At 58.3% G+C, this 17269-nt stretch carries 15 protein-coding genes; 5 read left to right on the top strand and 10 right to left on the bottom strand.

The genetic code is table 11. The features are described 5' to 3' along the window. Position 1 precedes the first annotated feature (1 nt). Positions 2-703: an SPOR domain-containing protein gene (locus RBB82_RS16180; RefSeq protein WP_433971783.1), complete on the top strand. Its 702-nt coding sequence runs from the start codon at positions 2-4 to the stop codon at positions 701-703. On the opposite strand, the gene RBB82_RS16175 is transcribed toward RBB82_RS16180, so the two are convergent. The 8 genes from RBB82_RS16175 to RBB82_RS16140 all read right to left on the bottom strand — a co-directional run bounded on the left by RBB82_RS16175 (position 682) and on the right by RBB82_RS16140 (position 9883). Continuing rightward, positions 682-1416, bottom strand: coding sequence for a lysophospholipid acyltransferase family protein (locus tag RBB82_RS16175; RefSeq protein ID WP_433971782.1), 735 nt, complete (start codon positions 1414-1416; stop codon positions 682-684). The two genes, RBB82_RS16180 and RBB82_RS16175, sit on opposite strands and share 22 nt — an antisense overlap. A gap of 45 nt (positions 1417-1461) precedes the next feature. After that, positions 1462-2898: a UDP-N-acetylmuramate:L-alanyl-gamma-D-glutamyl-meso-diaminopimelate ligase gene (gene mpl, locus RBB82_RS16170; RefSeq protein ID WP_433971781.1), complete on the bottom strand. Its 1437-nt coding sequence runs from the start codon at positions 2896-2898 to the stop codon at positions 1462-1464. 17 nt (positions 2899-2915) lie between these two features. After that, positions 2916-3860 carry a S66 peptidase family protein gene (locus RBB82_RS16165; protein WP_433971780.1) on the bottom strand — a complete coding sequence of 315 codons (945 nt, stop codon included), beginning with the start codon at positions 3858-3860 and terminating at the stop codon, positions 2916-2918. Continuing rightward, entirely contained in the window at positions 3857-4660 is an 804-nt protein-coding gene (gene dapF, locus RBB82_RS16160; protein WP_433971779.1) for a diaminopimelate epimerase, read from the bottom strand. The genes RBB82_RS16165 and dapF overlap by 4 nt, the downstream gene beginning before the upstream one ends. Before the next feature lie 44 nt (positions 4661-4704). Continuing rightward, a complete protein-coding gene (locus RBB82_RS16155) occupies positions 4705-6324 on the bottom strand; it encodes a glycosyltransferase family 39 protein (protein WP_433971778.1) in 1620 nt (539 codons plus the stop codon). Between the two features lie 73 nt (positions 6325-6397). Further along, the gene (locus RBB82_RS16150) at positions 6398-7342 is read right to left on the bottom strand and encodes a PfkB family carbohydrate kinase (RefSeq protein WP_433971777.1); all 945 of its coding nucleotides are present in this window, start codon (positions 7340-7342) and stop codon (positions 6398-6400) included. Between the two features lie 75 nt (positions 7343-7417). Further along, on the bottom strand, positions 7418-8284 hold the full coding sequence (gene mtnP / locus RBB82_RS16145) for an S-methyl-5'-thioadenosine phosphorylase (RefSeq protein WP_433971776.1): 867 nt from the start codon (positions 8282-8284) through the stop codon (positions 7418-7420). Positions 8285-8311: 27 nt separating this feature from the next. Beyond that, entirely contained in the window at positions 8312-9883 is a 1572-nt protein-coding gene (locus RBB82_RS16140) for a hypothetical protein (RefSeq protein WP_433971775.1), read from the bottom strand. A gap of 57 nt (positions 9884-9940) precedes the next feature. Between RBB82_RS16140 and RBB82_RS16135 the strand changes: the two genes are divergently transcribed. From RBB82_RS16135 to ribF, 4 genes are read left to right on the top strand one after another with little or no spacing between them, the layout of a single operon-like run. Further along, on the top strand, positions 9941-11008 hold the full coding sequence (locus RBB82_RS16135; protein ID WP_433971774.1) for a YgfZ/GcvT domain-containing protein: 1068 nt from the start codon (positions 9941-9943) through the stop codon (positions 11006-11008). Between the two features lie 2 nt (positions 11009-11010). After that, positions 11011-11625, top strand: a complete 615-nt coding sequence (locus RBB82_RS16130) for a DUF1844 domain-containing protein (RefSeq protein ID WP_433971773.1) — start codon at positions 11011-11013, stop codon at positions 11623-11625. A 2-nt stretch (positions 11626-11627) separates the two neighbouring features. Continuing rightward, positions 11628-12413: an MBL fold metallo-hydrolase gene (locus tag RBB82_RS16125; protein WP_433971772.1), complete on the top strand. Its 786-nt coding sequence runs from the start codon at positions 11628-11630 to the stop codon at positions 12411-12413. After that, positions 12413-13414 (top strand): riboflavin biosynthesis protein RibF, encoded by a 1002-nt coding sequence (gene ribF, locus RBB82_RS16120; protein ID WP_433971771.1) that lies wholly within the window; start codon positions 12413-12415, stop codon positions 13412-13414. Before RBB82_RS16125 ends, ribF begins: the two co-directional genes overlap by 1 nt. Here ribF and RBB82_RS16115 read toward each other — a convergent pair. Next, on the bottom strand, positions 13344-15938 hold the full coding sequence (locus RBB82_RS16115) for a penicillin-binding protein 1A (RefSeq protein WP_433971770.1): 2595 nt from the start codon (positions 15936-15938) through the stop codon (positions 13344-13346). The two genes, ribF and RBB82_RS16115, sit on opposite strands and share 71 nt — an antisense overlap. Before the next feature lie 86 nt (positions 15939-16024). Further along, positions 16025-17257: a S41 family peptidase gene (locus RBB82_RS16110; protein WP_433971769.1), complete on the bottom strand. Its 1233-nt coding sequence runs from the start codon at positions 17255-17257 to the stop codon at positions 16025-16027. Between the last annotated feature and the right edge of the window lie 12 nt (positions 17258-17269).

Here is a 17269-nt window from a genome sequence, read left to right as displayed (position 1 = left end):
CTTGGGCAGCCGATACGAAGTCGATAATGATCTGGACTTTAACGACACTCGCGAGCAGGATCGCGAGATATCGCTTGGAACGACCACCATCCTTGGTATCTTCTTCGTTCTTGCGCTGCTCTGCGCGATCTTCTTCGGATTTGGGTATTCATTAGGGAGAAAGTCGGCACACCCGACACCAGTTGCGGACGAACCGGTTGCAGCGAGTTCGGAGAACGCAGCCGCCAAACCAGCTCCGGGAAGCCTCGCAAATCAAACCGCGCGCGTTTCTTTGAAGCCTGCCGCTGGAGCCAGCCAATCTTCGGTACCAATCTCCGACGCCCCCGACACCGAAACTGCGACTGACCAGAGTCCGCAGATCCCTGCTCCCACCCCGGTCAAGGCGACGCTGCCAAATTCACAGCCTGCCCCACACGCCGAAACCACCGCAAAGCCTTCACCAAAGGCCGCCGCGATCGTTCCTGCGGTAGCCGCAACGCCATCGGCGGGGGTAGCTCTCGTTCAAGTTGCCGCGGTCTCGCATCAGGAGGACGCCGATGTTCTGGTTACAGCCCTCAAGCGCAGAGGCTACAGCGTCACGGTTCGCCATGAGCCGCAGGACAAACTCCTTCATGTGCAGATTGGGCCGTTTGCAACCAAGAAAGAAGCGGACGCGATGCGCCAGCACCTTCAGACAGACGGTTACAACGCCATCGTCAAATAATCAGCCGGCTTCATGTCAGCGGGGAGCGCCTCTGCAATGGCGTTCCTGACCGCTCGCATCAACTCATCCCGCGTCTCATAGTCAGACGGATCGATAGGCGGAAGCAGGCGAATCCGCGCTACCTCCGGTGTAATTGCGCTGCTTCCTTTTCGCATCATGCTCTGGGTGCCGGAGACTGCAACGGGGATGATCGGCGCCTTGGTCTCCTGCGCCAGAAAGAATGGCCCCTTCTTGAAGGTCGAGAGCCTTCCGTCCAGCGAGCGCGTTCCCTCCGGATACACCAGCATGTGCAGCCCTGACCGCAACGCATCTGCAGCCGCTGCAACGCTCGCCTGCGCAGCATCGCGACGGCTGCCGCGCTCGACCGGCACAAACTTCGCCATGCGCATTGCGCGGCCCAGAATCGGAATATTCATCAACTCTTTTTTGAGCAGCACCGAACTACGCCCAGGGATCAGGGGAATTGTAACCGGCGGGTCAAGATTCGACACGTGATTGCTCATGAAGATACAGCTGCGACCCGCCGGAATATTCTCGAACCCACCGATGTCGATTTTGATTCCGGCCGCACGAACGCCCGCGTTTGTGACCCACATCGCAGCGCGATAGAGCCGGGTAATGTCGCCAATCAGCAGCGTGTAAGGGATGCCGACAAAGCCGGCGATCGAACCGAGCGTGATGTAAACAAAGACGAGCTTGAAGGTCGCGAACATTCCATCTTTAAGAATACCGTAATCGCGATGATGCCTAAAGACCGCCTACGATGTGACGGGAGCTCGCTTTGCGATGGCGGCAGGCAGCTTCTCATAGATGCCGCCAAAGCCGCCATTTGAGAGGATAGCGACGACATCTCCCTCTCGAAGCTGCGGCACAATCGTTTTGACAATCGCTTCGACGTCGGCCAGCAGCTCGGATGGAATCTTGCGAGTATTCAGCGCCGCGACAACATGCTCGGGATGCAGTCGCTCGGCCGCCGGGATGTTTTCGGACTTAAAGACTGAGGCCAACACCACCTGGTCGGCCAGTGCGAGGCTCTCCACAAGGTCAAGCTCGAAGACGTTGCGACGAAGTGTGTTCGAACGCGGTTCGAGCACAGCCCACAGCCGGCGGCCTGGGTAAGATTCACGCAAAGCACGAAGCGTCTCGCGGATAGCCGTAGGGTGATGAGCGAAATCGTCAATGATGGTGACGCCGCCAACGACAGCGCGGACCTCCAGGCGACGTTTGACGCTCTTGAAGGTTGCGAGCGCTTCGACGATGTCCTCAGTCGGGATTCCCTGCCCTGCTGCTAACGCGGCAGCGGCGGTGGCATTCAGCGCGTTGTGCGCGCCAGCCATCGGAAGCATGAGCTCAGCAAACGGAACACCGGCCCGCGTCAATGACCAGCGTGTGACAGATCCTTCGTGACGCAGATCAGTCAGCCGCCAGTGGGATAGCGGGCCGAAGCCATAACGCTCTACCGCGCAGAACGCTTTTTCGACGCACTCGCTGACATTTTCGCTGCCGTCATAAGCAACGATCCGTCCACGCCGAGGCACAAGGTTGACGAGGCGTTTGAACGCAGTCTTGACCGCGGGTAAGTCTGCGTAGATGTCGGCGTGATCAAACTCAACGTGTGTCAGAATGAGCGCGTCGGGAAAGTAGTGGAGAAACTTCGGCCCCTTGTCGAAGAAGGCCGTATCGTATTCATCGCCTTCGAGTATAAAAGGCTTCGCTGGGCGAACCATGAAGCTCGTGCCGAAGTTCTCGGCAACCCCACCGATGAGAAACGATGGTGCCAGCGCGGTGTTCCGTCGTGAGGCAACCTCGTAGATCCAGGCAAGCATGCTGGTCGTCGTGGTCTTACCGTGAGTGCCGGCCACAACAAGCGATTCGCGAGCGGGTAGAAACTCGTCATGCAGAATCGACGCCATCGAACAGAATGGAATGCGAGTATCGAGGACGTGCTCCAGCTCAACGTTACCTCGCGAGATCGCGTTGCCGACGACCACCAGGTCTGGGCGCGGGTCGAGATTCTTTTCGGAGTAAGGCTCGTGAATCGGGATGTTGAGCGAAGCAAGCAGATTGCTCATCGGCGGATAGGCCGCGGTGTCTGAGCCGGTGACACGGTGACCCTGCAACTGCAACATCCCGGCGAGCGAAGCCATCGCGGTGCCACAGATGCCGATGAGGTGAATGTGCTTTGAGGTTTGCATGGCCGGACTTTTCAAGCTTAGATGCTAACGGCAGCTTCGAGAAAGTGTATCTGAGGGTTCCCTGGTTCGTTCAGGTCGAGCGCAGCTGCGACACCCAGAGGAATCGTTACGTTCAAACTGCTGACATGACCGCTACGCAACCCAATCGCAATCGGACCTTCGAAGTCGCGTAGACGGTGCAAGATCGCGCGTTCGAGGTAGTAGTTCTCATCCGGAGAGACGCACTGACTCATGTCGCCGAAGACGATCCCAGTTATTTTTTCGAGGAGCCCGGAGTAGCGAAGATGCAGAAGCATCCGATCCCACTGGTATGGCTTTGTGCCGATATCTTCCAGAAACAGAATGCTGTTGTTGTCGATGCGCGGCGCGTAAGAGGTTCCGAGGGCTTCGACAAAGATGGCCACGCAGCCGCCGGTTAGCAAACCATTTGCGCGGCCCGGGCGAAGAGTACGCAGACCATCTGCAGGGCCGAGTGACCACTCGCTCTCCCCGCGTAGGCTGTGTGCCCAACTCGCAGCATCTGCACCATCTTCGCGGGAGAAGTCAGCAGCAACCATCGGTCCGTGGAAGGTGATGAGGTTAGCCTCGTTGTGCAGCCAGCAATGAAGCGACGTGTGATCGCTGTAACCGATGAAAGGCTTCGGGTTAGCACGAATGAGCGCAGCATCGAGATGCGGAAGCAGCTCCGCAGATCCCCATCCCCCGCGAGTACAGACGATCCCGTCGACTGCCGGGTCCGCAAACGCTGCGTGAAGATCACGCAGGCGGTCTTCGAGCGTGCCAGCGTAATAAAGTGGCCCGCTGTCGTTCGCATGGCTCCCAACGACGGTCTTGTAACCAAGCTTATGCAGATGCGTGACGCCGCGCTCGACTAGTTTGGGCTTCGGCGTACTGGCAGGAGACACCACTGCAAGAGTCGCTCCCGGCTTCAGCGCACGCGGCTTGATTAAGGTAGCGCTCACAGGCCGTTCACCTCACCACGGCAGATAATCTCAGCCGGTCCCGTCAGTTGCATCGCTGCGTCGTTCGACTTCCACACAGTCCGTTGTGGTCCGCCCTCGGCGATGGCTGTCAGTTCGCGATCGACGCCACGCAGCACCATCGCCGCAGCGGACGAAGCGCAGGTGCCAGTGCCCGACGAGGTCGTCGGACCGCAGCCGCGCTCAAATATACGGAAGGCAATCTTCGAAGGTGAGAGCACGCGAACAAACTCGACGTTGGTGCCATGCGGAAAGAGCGGACTGGTGCTGATCTGTGCGCCTAACTCCTGCCACGAATGGCCATGTGCGCTGAAATCGTCTGTATCGACGAAGAGAACGAAGTGCGGATTCCCCACATTCACCATGGCCCCGGGAACATCGCCGACACCGGGGATCACAATCGTGCGCTGCATCACACGCGGGACGCCCATCTCGCTCTCGATGAGGTAGACAGGATCAGCCGCTTCGACGACGTGGCAGGTACGAAGACCGCCATGAGTACCGAGTGCAACATCCCGTTTTCCTTCGCTGCTTGCAAGCCATGCTGCAACGCAACGCGTTCCGTTGCCGGAGAGCTCTGCTTCGCTGCCATCCGCATTGAAGAGCCGGAGAAAGAATTCGCCGTTCGGTTTGCGGTCGAGAAACTCGATGCCATCAGCGCCCACGCTGGCGTTACGAGCGCAGAGCTTTCGTGCAAGATCGGCGTGACGGCGCTGCGCCAACGGCTCGTCGATAATGAGAAAGTCGTTCCCGCAGGCGTGCGCTTTGACGAAAGGAATCATGTTCTCTTATTCTGCCTCACCACACTATGCGAGGTGGACAACTATTACTTCAGTGGATTAGAGACCGGTTGATCGGATCGATAGATGCGAGCACACGGTTGGCCGGTGGTGCACAAGATAGTCAACTCGGTAAGACCTTGAGGATGAGCTGCGACGGCAGCGGCAACAGGGTCGCCGGCGATCGCGACGACGTAGGTTGCGTGTTCGGCAGGCGCGGCCAGTGCGGCCTGGAAGCTATCGTAGTCTCCTTCATTGATGGTCTGCTTCAGAGGCATCGCGGCATCCTGCAAGGCGCCGACGTGGTCAGAGTTGTACATCAGGATGGTTGCTCCATCGGGAAATGCGCGCAGCTGGCGAGCGAGTGCCGTCTCAAAACCGACGCGGGTCATGGAGTTCACCATCGCTTCTTTCAGCACGAGCGGCGTATGGTGCATCATCCCAACCGTATTCAACGCAATCAAAAGCAGTGCAACTGGCTGCATGAGTCTCTTCGCAAGCGGCTGCGTCTCGCTCCATCGGCTCTCAATCCAGGCCGCGGCCAAAAACGCAAAGATCGAAAGGGCCGGGAGCAATTCCATGCCGTAGCGCGAGTTGTAATAGGAGTGTGGCCAGAGCTGCGGAATAAAGATAGGAATTGAACCATACGCGATCGAGTAGATGTAGAAAGGCAGCGGCATCCAAAGTAATAACGATGCCAGAGCCACGCGGCGGCGAATGGCCAATACCATGCCGGTGACAGCAGCCGCCATCAGCAAGAAGCCAGTCTCCCAGAAGGCGGCGTCGATCTGCGCAGTGCGAGTGTAAAAGACGAGCGCCCATAGTGGGTTGTGCCATCCGCGATGATGTTGCCCGTTTGGCGGCATCGTCTTCTTCTCAATAGCCGCCGCGGAGTAAGGCCCACGCATGAAGTCGAGTGGATCGTGCGTGAAGTGCTGGTTATACGCGAGCCAGCCGAGTGGTGCTGCCACAGTCAAGAGAGTGAAGACGGCAAAAGAAGGTGCGGCTTTGCGCCATACGTCGCCACGGCGCGCGAGCGTGAATGTGAGGACACACCAGACTGCAGCACCAAGAATCCAACCGTCATAGCGCGTGTAAACGGCCGCAGGAATAAAAAGTGCAAGCAGAAGAAGGCGACGGCCAACCTGAGCGTACCGCGCGGCATGGATGGCCGACGCACACTCGACCGTAAGCAGTGTTATCCAGATGAGGAGCGCGATAAAGAGCGGTTCCGTCATCGCGGTCGTGGAGAGGTAAAGCAGGTTGGGATTCAGTGCATAGAGTGCAGTCGCAGCAAGGGCCCATCGCGGAACCATCATCCGGCGCGCCAGACGATATAGTCCCGCAACGCTTGCGATGTAGCACAGCAGAGACGGCCATGCACCGGCAAGCCCGTTCTGCCACCACTCTATCTTCTGCACGAAGGGCAGCATTATGAGATGAGGCAGCGGCAGCCAAACTCCGCCTAACTGAACCAGGCCGGGATTTCGCGAGTCAAGAATGCGGCGAGCGATGCCAAGATGCGCGACGGCGTCACCGTAGAGCAGAAGGTATCCACGCGAGTACGAGATCATCAGCGCAATAAATGACAAGAGCACCGCGCCCAGCGCAATCGGAAACGTCTCCTGGCGCGTCGCTGGACTCACTGCGTCAGGGTCTGTCTTCAAAACATCCGAAGCAGCGCCGCGAGCCGATGAGGCGGACGACGCTGATCCGGAACGTCTTGCAGATCGAGACGATTTAGACGCTCGCGTGTTCAAGGTGCGAGATCTCCACAAAGAGTTTAAAGCGCTCGTCGATCTCCTGCTTGGTCACATTCTGCAACCGCTCCGTTCCGAAGCGCTCCACGGCGAACGACCCCATCACGCCTCCGTAGAACATCGCTGTACGGAAGACCGCCGGAGTAAGAGTGGGCTGCGAAGCCAGGTATCCGTAGAAGCCTCCGGCGAACGAATCGCCCGCACCCGTAGGATCGATCACCTCCGACAACGGCAGAGCCGGCGCACGGAAGGGACGCGAGATCTTCGTTCCACCACCGAACGATCGATCACTAAAGAAAGCGGTCGCGCCGTATTCACCATGCTTGACCACTAGTGTCTTCGGCCCCATCGCGAGTACTTTTTCCGCCGCGAGCACGAGGTTACGTTCATTCGCCAACATCCGCGCTTCGCCATCGTTGATCAACAGCACGTCGAGCTCGCGCAGCACTTTGGCGAGGTTCGCGGCGTGGTCGGCAATCCAGTAGTTCATCGTGTCGCCGCAGACCATCCGCACCTTCGGCATGTGGCCGCGCACACGAGCCTGCAGCACAGGATCGATGTTGGCGAGAAAGAGAAACTCGCTGTCCTTATAAACGTCAGGAATCTTCGGTTCAAAGGTCTCGAAGACGTTCAAGTCGGTGCCTAGCGTCTTCGCTTCGTCCATGTTGCCGGAGTAGGATCCGGTCCAGTGGAAGCTGAGGCCGTCCATGTGCTCGATGCCCTGGATATCGATGCCACGGCGAGTAAAGATAGCCTCGTGCTCAGCCGTGAAGTCTTTCCCGACGACAGCGATGACGCGCACAGGAGTGAAATAACTCGCTGCAAGAGAGAAGTGCGTTGCCGCACCACCGAGACAGTTCTGCACCGCACCATGCGGAGTTTCAATAGTGTCGAATGCAACCGATCCAACCACGAGAATCGCCATAAACTCCTTTTCGCTTTCAACAGCTAAGTAATTTGTAATACCTTCAAGCACAAAATTGATCGTCGACGGGCTATCTCAAAGATATTTGTCGAGCAACAGCGAAAGCTTTTTACGAGTCTCCGCGGGAATCGCCTTACGATCCGTGAGAATGGCGTACTTCAGTGCATCGACACAGGCACAACCCTTCGTCATATCCGCCGGCATTGCAGCGACAGCGGCGCGTACGACCTTCGATGCATTCTCGGCGTTCTGGTGCATCACAGCGACGATCTGATCGACCGTGACATCGTCGTGACCTTCACGCCAGCAGTCATAGTCGGTGACCATCGCTACTGTGGCATAGCAGATCTCAGCCTCGCGGGCGAGCTTGGCCTCCTGGAGATTCGTCATTCCGATAACGTCTGCACCCCAGCTGCGATAAAGGTTCGACTCGGCACGCGTAGAAAACTGTGGCCCCTCCATGCAGACGTAGGTTCCGCCACTCTTACCGACAACGCCCACGGTGTCACAAGCCTGCTTCAACACACCAGCCAACGGCCCGCAGATCGGGTCGCCGAACGAAACATGAGCGACGATCCCTTCGCCAAAAAACGTAGAGGCACGAGCAAACGTGCGATCGATAAACTGGTCTGGAATAACAAAGTCAGTTGGCTTGTGTTCTTCTTTGAGTGAGCCCACCGCCGAAACCGAAAGAATCGTATCAACTCCGAGCAACTTCATCGCGAAGATGTTCGCTCGAAAGTTCAACTCACTGGGCAGGATGCGGTGCCCGCGTCCATGACGGGTAAGAAACGCGACGTTGCGACCCTCAAGTTCACCGAGAACGAAGACGTCGGACGGTTCGCCGAACGGTGTTGTGACGCGCTCTTCGCGCACGTTGGTAAGTCCGGGCATCGCGTACAGACCGCTGCCCCCGATGATGCCAATCTCTGCCTTCTTCAATCTACGTTGCTCCTCTGGCGACCCTGTTTACTTAGCCCCTATAGAAGTATATCGTCGCAGGCTGCTCACGTTGGCCGCACCGAACGAGGCAATGATTCGCGCCATCGAAAGCGACGGTTCGGACATAGGCGCTGCAGCCTGCTGCATCGGCCCGTGAGGCTGCACACTCACAATCAGGTCACGCAGCTTACGTGCTAACGACAGGTCAAAACTTTCACCGATGAAGACGCTATCTCCCGAACGCGAGATCAACACATCGCCCTCGTTCGTGGAGTAGATCAGCTCTTTGTCATCGGCCTCGTCTTTTTTACGCTCCACCACGTTGGAGTATTTTCTTGGAATCTGCGACGCATAGATTCGCATGAACGAACGTGCTGAATCGGAGTTCTTCCAGCGCGAGTAATAGAGCAGACCGATCGATGCGGTCGACGCCCTCTGAGCTGGCGTCACTGCAGATTTGCGTTGCGCCGCGTAGTACACGCCCCCATTCCATTCGGGCGCCAGCGCAGTTGCTAACTCCCGGCCACCAAAGAGTTCAGCGACGATGCGGACATCAAGCTCGCCCATCACGCCGATGTCGTAGGGCACATACTCGGGATCCAGCAGCGGATGAATGTCCGGCAACCGGACCACAGGCACCGGTGCATGCGCCATATACGCATTGGGATGAATGATCTCGAAGCTCGACGAAGGCGGATTGGCCAGGACACCGGCGAACGCCGCCTCTTTGCCCGCCTTAATGAGAATCGCCTGCTCAAAGGTCAGCCCTTCGCTGTACGGAAACATCAGTGACTGTTGAAGCAATAACGGCGCACGCGCCATGATTGGCGATCCGCTTGTGTCGGTCACCTGCTCTTTCAATCGCTCGGAGAGATCCGGCGCATCGGCCAGCGTCTTGCCCGTAGAGCGCAAGGTGTAGTCGATAAAGACCGCCATGGCCTGCCCCTCGGCAACCGCTGTGCGCGCAGTGTCGGCCTCATCCACCTGCAGATGACGGTTGTCATCCTGCACATCTTTCGAGGTGTCACTCAGGCTCACATCCGACCACTTCGTCAGACCGATCTTCTGATCCTGCAGCGCGTGAGTTAGCTCATGGGCGAGCACTGGCTTCTGCTCATCTGGCTCGATCCAATCCAGCAAATTAACGGTCTTGGTCTTGTTGTCGTAGAAGCCGGCAATCTGCTCCGTCAACAGGGAGAGCAGAAATGGACGAAGATGAAAGTCCTGGTCGAGCAGCCCAAACTTCTTGAGCACAATCTCGGAGCGCTCCATCCGTTTGGCTCCCTCGTCCTCGTCGAACTTTTCTTTCAGGTAGTGGGTTACCTCATCACGAGAGATAAGTTTGCGCTTTACGCTGTGATCGATTGGCAGTTTAGTGTCAGCACTGACGAAGCTCAGGATCTCATCCACCGACCGAAAGAGCTCCTTAGCTTGTGCCTTCGTCATCGGCGCTTGATTTGCCGAGTCTGACGGAGTCTGAGCGTCGTTAGCGGTCGTCGTCTCCGCCGCCATCGCTGCAAAACTCATCGACAAGAGCGCAACCGCCGCGACCCACCTCACCGAACCTCCACTCTTGCCACAAAGCACGCGCTGCAACATGACCCTCTCAATCCACCGCTATAATCAAGTGTACGCAAGTTTTCGGTACCGTCTGTTATGACCTCGTCCACCCAATCCGATCCTGCTATTTCACCGACATCCAGCTCTGCCTCACAGCTCTCGGCGCTTCTCCGTGGCACAGGCATATCCCCCCTGGGAAACGTCGGATGGATCCTCGTAACAGGGGATGATCGAGTTCGTTGGCTGAACGGAATGGTCACCAACTCGATCCAGGCACTGAGCCCCGGCGAGGGCACCTATAACTTTCTACTGAGCGTGCAAGGCCGTATCCAGGGCGATGCCACCATCTTTGCCACCGCGGATGGCCTTCTGATGGAGACGGAGATCTCACAAATATCGGGCCTGATGGCGCTGCTCGATCGCTTCATCATCATGGACGACGTGGAGTTAGCGGATATCACGACCAACCGCTCTGGCCTGTCGTTAGCTGGCCCGCAAGCCGCTTCCCTGCTGCAGCAGATCGGTATTTTCGCAGACAATCTCAAGCCGTTATCAATGCAGGCCGTTGCTTGGGAAGGCGCTGAGGTCAGCGTCGTCCATGCTCATAGCCCTCTCGTGCCGCGGTACGAGCTATGGGCAGATGCCGCAACGATTGAAAAGCTTCACGGCGCCCTATCTACCGCTGGAGCGACACATTGCGAACACGAATCTCTGAACTGGCTTCGAATGCTCGAAGGAAACCCGCTTTACGGCACCGATATTCGCGACCGCGAACTTCCGCAGGAGACCGGCCAGACCCGCGCCCTGCACTTTTCCAAGGGCTGCTACCTCGGGCAGGAGATCGTCGAACGTATTCGTTCGCGCGGCAATGTGCATCGCACCTTCAGCGGCTTTCGCCTCAACGGCGAGCTTCCAGTCGCTGGCGCACCGCTCGAAGCGGACGGCAAACAAGTTGGTGAGCTAACGAGTGTCGCTGCTATTTCGCTTCCAGATGAGATCGGCGGCCCGATACGACTCGGACTTGGCTACGTGAGACGCGAAGCTCTTGATCGCGGCATACCAATTGTCTACTCCGGCGGTGCCGCACTACCGGTTTTGCTTCCCTTTTCCGCCGCTGCAGCCTCCGAGCTGCTGGCTGCATCTGAAACTTCTGAAAGAGTGTGATCATGTCTGAACAGAACAAGCCCTTTGTCGTCACCGATCGTCGCAAGTTCACCATGGATGGAGACTTGCGGCCCGATGCCGACCCTTCACCAGAGAGAGAAGAGCGTACTCCTCCCCCGACACCCGAGCCCGCAGCCGCTGCACCGCAAGCCCCACCACCAACGGAAGCCCCGCAAGAGCCGGAGCTGCCGCCACCCCCCACTGCAGAACAAAACGAACAGGCCAAGCGCGCCTACGAGATGACGGCTGAACGGCTCGACATCGCAATCCGCTCCGCCAACCCGGGCATGGATCACCCGCCCACGATGAACTTTTCGCAGCTCGTGCAATCGGTCTACATGACCTCCATCATGCAGATGGGCGGCACCACGCAGGAGGGCCAGCAGCCCCAGGTCGACATCCTCGGAGCGCGTCAGAGCATCGATATGCTCTCCGTTCTTGAGGACAAAACCAAGGGCAACCTGGCCCCTGAAGAGACCAACCTGCTCGAAAGCGCGCTCTTTGAACTCCGCATGGCGTTCCTGGAGATCACTCAGGCGCTCGCGCGATCATCCGCCTCCAAAGCCCCAGGCGGCGCAGGTCGTCCCGGCCCGGTCGGCCCCAGCATCGTCCGCTAACGATGGAGGCGACCCTCACATTTCTCGGCACTGGCACCTCTATGGGAGTGCCGACGCTCGGTTGCGACTGTGCCGTGTGCACTTCACCCGACCCACGCAACCGGCGCACACGCCCGTCCATACTTCTGCAGTACAACAACCACACTGTCCTCGTCGATACCGGCCCGGACTTTCACGCGCAAGCGCTTCGCGAGGGCATCCGCCACGTAGACGCAGTGCTCTACACTCACGGACATGCCGATCACGTCATGGGCTTTGACGATCTGCGCCCCCTCAGCTTTCGCCTCAAAGACAACCTGCCGATCTACGCTGACGACGAAACGGCAAGGAACATCGAGCGCATCTTCGAGTACACCTTCCGAGAAAAAGACCGCTATCCCACCAGCGCACAGGTAGAGCTCCATCGCATCGACCTGACCCCCGGATCAGGCTTCGACCTCTTCCACGCCTGCTTCCGTCGTGTCCCAGTAACCCACGGCCGCCAGGAGATTACCGGCTACCGTTTCGGCGGCGCCGCATACCTCACAGACATGAGCGACATCCCACCCGAGAGCATGCCGTTGCTGCAAGATCTCGACGTGCTGATCCTCGACGCTCTTCGCCACGATCCACACCCCAGCCATTCGCACGTTGAAAAGTCAGTCGCCCTTGTAGAGCAGTTGAAGCCTCGCCGTGCCTACTTCACTCACATGGGCCACGACCTCGATCACGAAGCAACAGACGCGTTGCTCCCTCCCCACATCCGTCTCGCCTACGACGGCCTGAAGATCAACTTCGAGATCGCCTGATGCAGATATTTCGCCAACTCGCAGAAGTCCCCGCGAACTTCGGGCCGTCGATCGCCACGATCGGCAACTTCGATGGCGTGCACCGCGGTCATCAGTGGGTCATCGCCGAAGTTGTGTCGCGGGCGCGGGCGCTCGACCAGCGCTCTGTCGCAATCACCTTCGATCCGCATCCAGCACGCGTCATACGGCCTGAATCGAGCCAACCACTCATCACTCCCCTAGCGCAAAAACTCGAACTGCTATCGGCAACAGGCATCGACGCGACGCTTATCCTTCCCTTCACAGAAGAACTTTCAAGGATGACCGCACGCATCTTCGCCACAGACGTGCTTCAGCAGACTCTCCACGTCACAGAACTTCATGAAGGCGAAAACTTCCGCTTCGGCTATCAGGCACAGGCCGGCGTCGAGAACCTCGAAGCACTTGGCCGCGAACTCGGCTTCAGTGTTCGTGTCTACGCACCGCGCCATCTCCGCGGCGAAGCCATCTCTTCAAGCCGCATCCGCCAGCTCATCGCCAACGGCAACGTCAGCCATGTTCGCGCTCTGCTTGGCCGCAGCTTTGCCGTGCACAGCACACCGGCCTCAGGTCGCGGCTATGGTACGCGCTACACCGTCCCAACAATCAACCTGGCACCTTACGCCGAGCTACTCCCCGCAAACGGCGTCTACATCACATCGCTGACAGTGGGTGTGGGAGCATCAAGCGAAACCTTCGACGCCGTCACCAACGTAGGAAATCGTCCGACGTTCGGCGCTGACTCCTTCGCGGTCGAGTCGTACCTGCTCAACTTTCACCCAATTAAGCTGAACGAGTCCACTCCCCTGACGCTAACCTTCCTGCATCGACTTCGCGCAGAGATGCGCTGGCCAAACCCCGAAGCCCTCAAAGAGCAGATCGGCCGCGACGTAGCCAAAGCGAAGCGCTACTTCAATCTATGTCGGGTGGTGGGCTCGAGACCCCACTCCGCGGATCCGCTGGCGACTTTGCTGGAGCCGTAGTCGCCGGTGGCGGACTAGCTGGAGCCGGACTAGCCGGAGCAGCATTCACAGGTGCAACTCGCCGCGGAGCCTCAGAAGCCTTCGGCCGGTCGACCGGAGCCGCAGGCGTAACCGTAGGCGTAGGCGTAGTTGTAGAAGCCCAAGGCGCAGGTGCTGGAGCGGCCACTGGAGCAACAGCTTTCGGCGCACTCCCCGCAGGCGCATCCGGATCTTCTTCATCCGGCTTCGCAACTGGAGGCCGTGCAGGCTTTGCCGCATCTGCCACACCATTCACCGACACATCCAAAGTCTTCTTCGGCGCACCAGCAGTCGGAAACGCCTCATTTGGCTTATTCGCAATAGCCGCACGCATGAAGTCCATCCACATCGGCAACGCAGCGCGAGCGCCGGTCTCTTTCTCTCCCAGCGTCTGTCGATCGTCGAACCCAATCCACGTCCCGCACGTCACCGATGGCGAAAACCCGATGAACCACGCGTCCGTAAAATCATTCGTCGTCCCTGTCTTGCCACCGAACGGATGCTTCATCTGCGATGCAGCGACGCCTGTGCCCTGTCGCACCACGGCCTGCAACAACTGCATCATCGTGCGCGCTGTCTCAACCGAGATAACCTCCGTCACATCGGACGAAGTCATCTCAAACGGCAGTCCATTCGATTGCGTTACCTTGCGGATGTAGCGCGGCTCAATGCGAATGCCATCGTTCGGGAATACGCTATACGCTCCAACCTGCTCCGCCAGCGTGATGTCTGCCGAACCAATCGCCACCGGCAGAAACGCCGGAATATCGCTCGTGATACCGAAACGGTGCGCCGTCTCAATCACCTTTCGAATGCCGTACCGCGCTGCAAGCTTCAACGCCGGAATGTTGCGCGATTCCGCGAACGCATTCAGCAGCGTCATCGCTCCCTTGTAGTCACCCTCATAGTTATGCGGCGTGTAAGGACCACTCGGCGTCGGGAAAGTCGTAGGTCCATCAACAATAATGTCCGTAGGCTTCGAACCGCCTTCGATCGCCGTCGTATACACATACGGCTTGAACGACGAGCCCACCTGCCGTTGCGCCTGGGTCGCGCGATTGAACTGCGACAGCGCAAAATCCCTGCCGCCCACCATCGCCAGCACCTCACCGCTCGAGTTATCGACTGCCATCATCGAGGCCTGCGCGCCAGAATCCTGCTGCAACGAAGCGCGCAGCGTCCCGTCCGACGAGATGCTCTCCACCCTTATGTAAACCACATCGCCCGTGCGCAAAAAGCCATCCGCATCCAGATTCTGCGTCCACTTCCAGTCCTCAGGCGTCAACACAGCCTCTTGCGTAGCCCCAACCTTGACGACGACCTTCTTCGCCGCCACCTCCGTCACCACACCGTGAACGTAGCTCCCTTTATCGAGCGGCTGCACCCAGTCCGGATGGCGATACATCGCCACATCCGCACCATCAAGCACCACGTTCGGAAGCCGTCCCTTCCACCCACGCCTCCGCTCATACGTCGCCGTGCCATCAAGAATGGCTTTGTTCGCGACCTGCTGCAGATCAAGATCGAGCGTCGTATAAACCCGCAGCCCCGCGCCATGAACCTGCTCAACGCCGTACTGCTTCTCCAGTTGCCGCCGCACCTCCTCCACAAAATAAGGCGCAACGCTGTTGGCCGGTGGCTCAAGATGCAGCCCAAGCGGCGCTTCCCTCGCATCGTCGGCCTGCTTCTGCGTGATCTTACGGTCCGCGAGCATCTCGCTCAGCACAAGATTTCGCCTGCGCAACGCACGGTCCGGATACTTCAGCGGCGAGTAAGCCTCAGGCCCCTTCGGCAGCGCAGCCAGCAGCGCAGCCTCTGGCAACGTCAGGTCGCGCACATGCTTGTTGAAGAAAAACTCCGACCCTGCTTCGAAGCCATACGTCCCATGCCCCAGATAGATCTGGTTGGCGTACAGCTCGAATATCTGCTGCTTCGTAAACCGCCGCTCAATCTGTACCGAAAGGAAAACCTCCTGCAGCTTGCGACCATACGTCTTCTCGGACGAGAGAAACAGATTGCGCGCCAGCTGCATGGTCAGTGTCGAAGCACCCTGCGCACGTCCACTCGAATGCAGATCCCGGTACGCTGCCCCCACAGCCCGCACCAGGTTCACACCCCAGTTGCTCTCGAAGCTTTTGTCTTCAATCGAGATAATTGCCTGTCGCAGCACAGGGGGAAAATCCGCATACGGCAGCACAACGCGACGCTCCAGCGCAAAGGAACCGAAGACCTTCCCATGCACATCGAGCAGTTCCGTCGTTGTATTCGGATGGTAGCGCGCCAGATCGTCCATCTGCGGCAGATCGATCGAATACACCAGCATCAAGCCGCAAAGTGAGCCGAAGACCGCGGATAGTCCGAGCAAAATAAAGAACGTGACGCGTCGCGCAATACGACGACTAGGATAGTCAGGACCATTCAACGTGGCACGGCGAAGCGCTCGTTGCCACTGTGGCAGATCCTCACTCTCGGATGCTTCTGTTCTGCGGTGGTGTAGACTCTGCACGGCCCCTTCACGATAGCATGTCGAGCAGCGCTGTCGCCTGCGCGAAAGTGCTACAGCGACCGCTCTAAAACCGGCAGAAAATTGAACTAAGCAGCTTTGTTTTTCAGGAGATCGAGCGCCTTCGTCAGTTGCTCATCCACCGTTACACTGGGCTTCTGCAGCGGCGGTTTATTCTCCGATGCGGTCGTCGTGTCGTCCTCTGCCACCGCAGCTTCATCGTTGTTCGAAGCCACCAGCACACCGGGCGTCACGCCATCGTCCTGAATCTTCTTGCCCGACGGAGACTCATACTTTGCAATCGACAGGATCAGTGCCGCACCATCCGGCAACTCAAACGTCTTCTGCTGAGCGCCTTCACCAAACGTCTTCTCACCAACCAGATCCGCCCGCTTGTTATCCAGCAGAGCCGCGGCTACAAGCTCCGCAGGACCAGCCGTTCCACGATTCACCAGCACAACCACAGGCGCCGTCGTATTGATCGACTTCGAAGCTTCGGCAGTAAAGGTCTGCTTCTCGACCTTCTGTCCTTCCAGAATCGCGATCGTGCCGTCCTTCAGAAAGAAGTTCGCAAGCCGCGTCGCCTCTGGCATATCACCGGCAGCAACATCGCGCAGATCCAGCAGAATCTTCTTGTTCCCCGCCTTCGACATGCCCTTCAGCTTGATCTCGATCTGCTGCACGTGGTCGTGATCAACAATTCCAGGCTTCATATAAAGGATCGACGCATTCTCATACATCGTCTCCGTCACCGGCGGCAACGCTGGCGAAACGCGGGTCATAATAATCTTGTCCGGAGCCGATTTGCGCGGCCGAACAACCGAGAGCGTCAGTTCCGTTCCCGGCTGGCCCTCGAGCAGTAACTGAATCATCGCCAGAGAGATATCCCGCGTGTCCCGGCCGTTAATAGCTTCAATGATGTCGCCATCACTCAGGTTGGACTTGTCCGCCGGGCTGCCTGGAGTCACCGACACAACCGTCGCATATCCAAAACGCTTGGAGACATTGATCCCCACCTGCGCCTTGCCGCCCTTGTCCGCTTTGTATGCCTTGTAGTCATCCGCCGTCAGATAGCTCGAATCCGCATCAAGCGACTCCAGCAAACCGCGCAACGCGCCATTGGTCACGGCGTTGATATTCGGCTCTTCCACATAGTCCGTCTGAATGTGTCGCAGAACCTCGCTATACACATTGATCTGGCGATAGGCCCCATCCTGCGGCTCGGTGGCGGCGCTGACGCCGCTCGAATTCACGCCCAGAAAAACGGTGACGACCAGAACTACCGAAACGGCGAGAAGAAGGATCTTCGAAATCTTAGGCATAGTTCAGAGCGA

The sequence above is a fragment of the Tunturiibacter lichenicola genome (assembly GCF_051013355.1).
Taxonomy (GTDB): domain Bacteria; phylum Acidobacteriota; class Terriglobia; order Terriglobales; family Acidobacteriaceae; genus Edaphobacter; species Edaphobacter lichenicola_F.
The sequence above is the reverse complement of the archived record's forward strand: the minus strand, read 5'-3'. Positions and strand labels throughout refer to the sequence as shown.

Bases quoted from the DNA above. Each gene is read 5' to 3' on its own strand.
- RBB82_RS16175 (WP_433971782.1), bottom strand. From the start codon at position 1,416: ATGTTCGCGACCTTCAAGCTCGTCTTTGTTTACATCACGCTCGGTTCG.
- mpl (WP_433971781.1), bottom strand. From the start codon at position 2,898: ATGCAAACCTCAAAGCACATTCACCTCATCGGCATCTGTGGCACCGCG.
- dapF (WP_433971779.1), bottom strand. From the start codon at position 4,660: ATGATTCCTTTCGTCAAAGCGCACGCCTGCGGGAACGACTTTCTCATT.
- RBB82_RS16150 (WP_433971777.1), bottom strand. From the start codon at position 7,342: ATGGCGATTCTCGTGGTTGGATCGGTTGCATTCGACACTATTGAAACT.
- RBB82_RS16140 (WP_433971775.1), bottom strand. From the start codon at position 9,883: ATGTTGCAGCGCGTGCTTTGTGGCAAGAGTGGAGGTTCGGTGAGGTGG.
- RBB82_RS16135 (WP_433971774.1), top strand. From the start codon at position 9,941: ATGACCTCGTCCACCCAATCCGATCCTGCTATTTCACCGACATCCAGC.
- RBB82_RS16130 (WP_433971773.1), top strand. From the start codon at position 11,011: ATGTCTGAACAGAACAAGCCCTTTGTCGTCACCGATCGTCGCAAGTTC.
- RBB82_RS16125 (WP_433971772.1), top strand. From the start codon at position 11,628: ATGGAGGCGACCCTCACATTTCTCGGCACTGGCACCTCTATGGGAGTG.
- ribF (WP_433971771.1), top strand. From the start codon at position 12,413: ATGCAGATATTTCGCCAACTCGCAGAAGTCCCCGCGAACTTCGGGCCG.
- RBB82_RS16110 (WP_433971769.1), bottom strand. From the start codon at position 17,257: ATGCCTAAGATTTCGAAGATCCTTCTTCTCGCCGTTTCGGTAGTTCTG.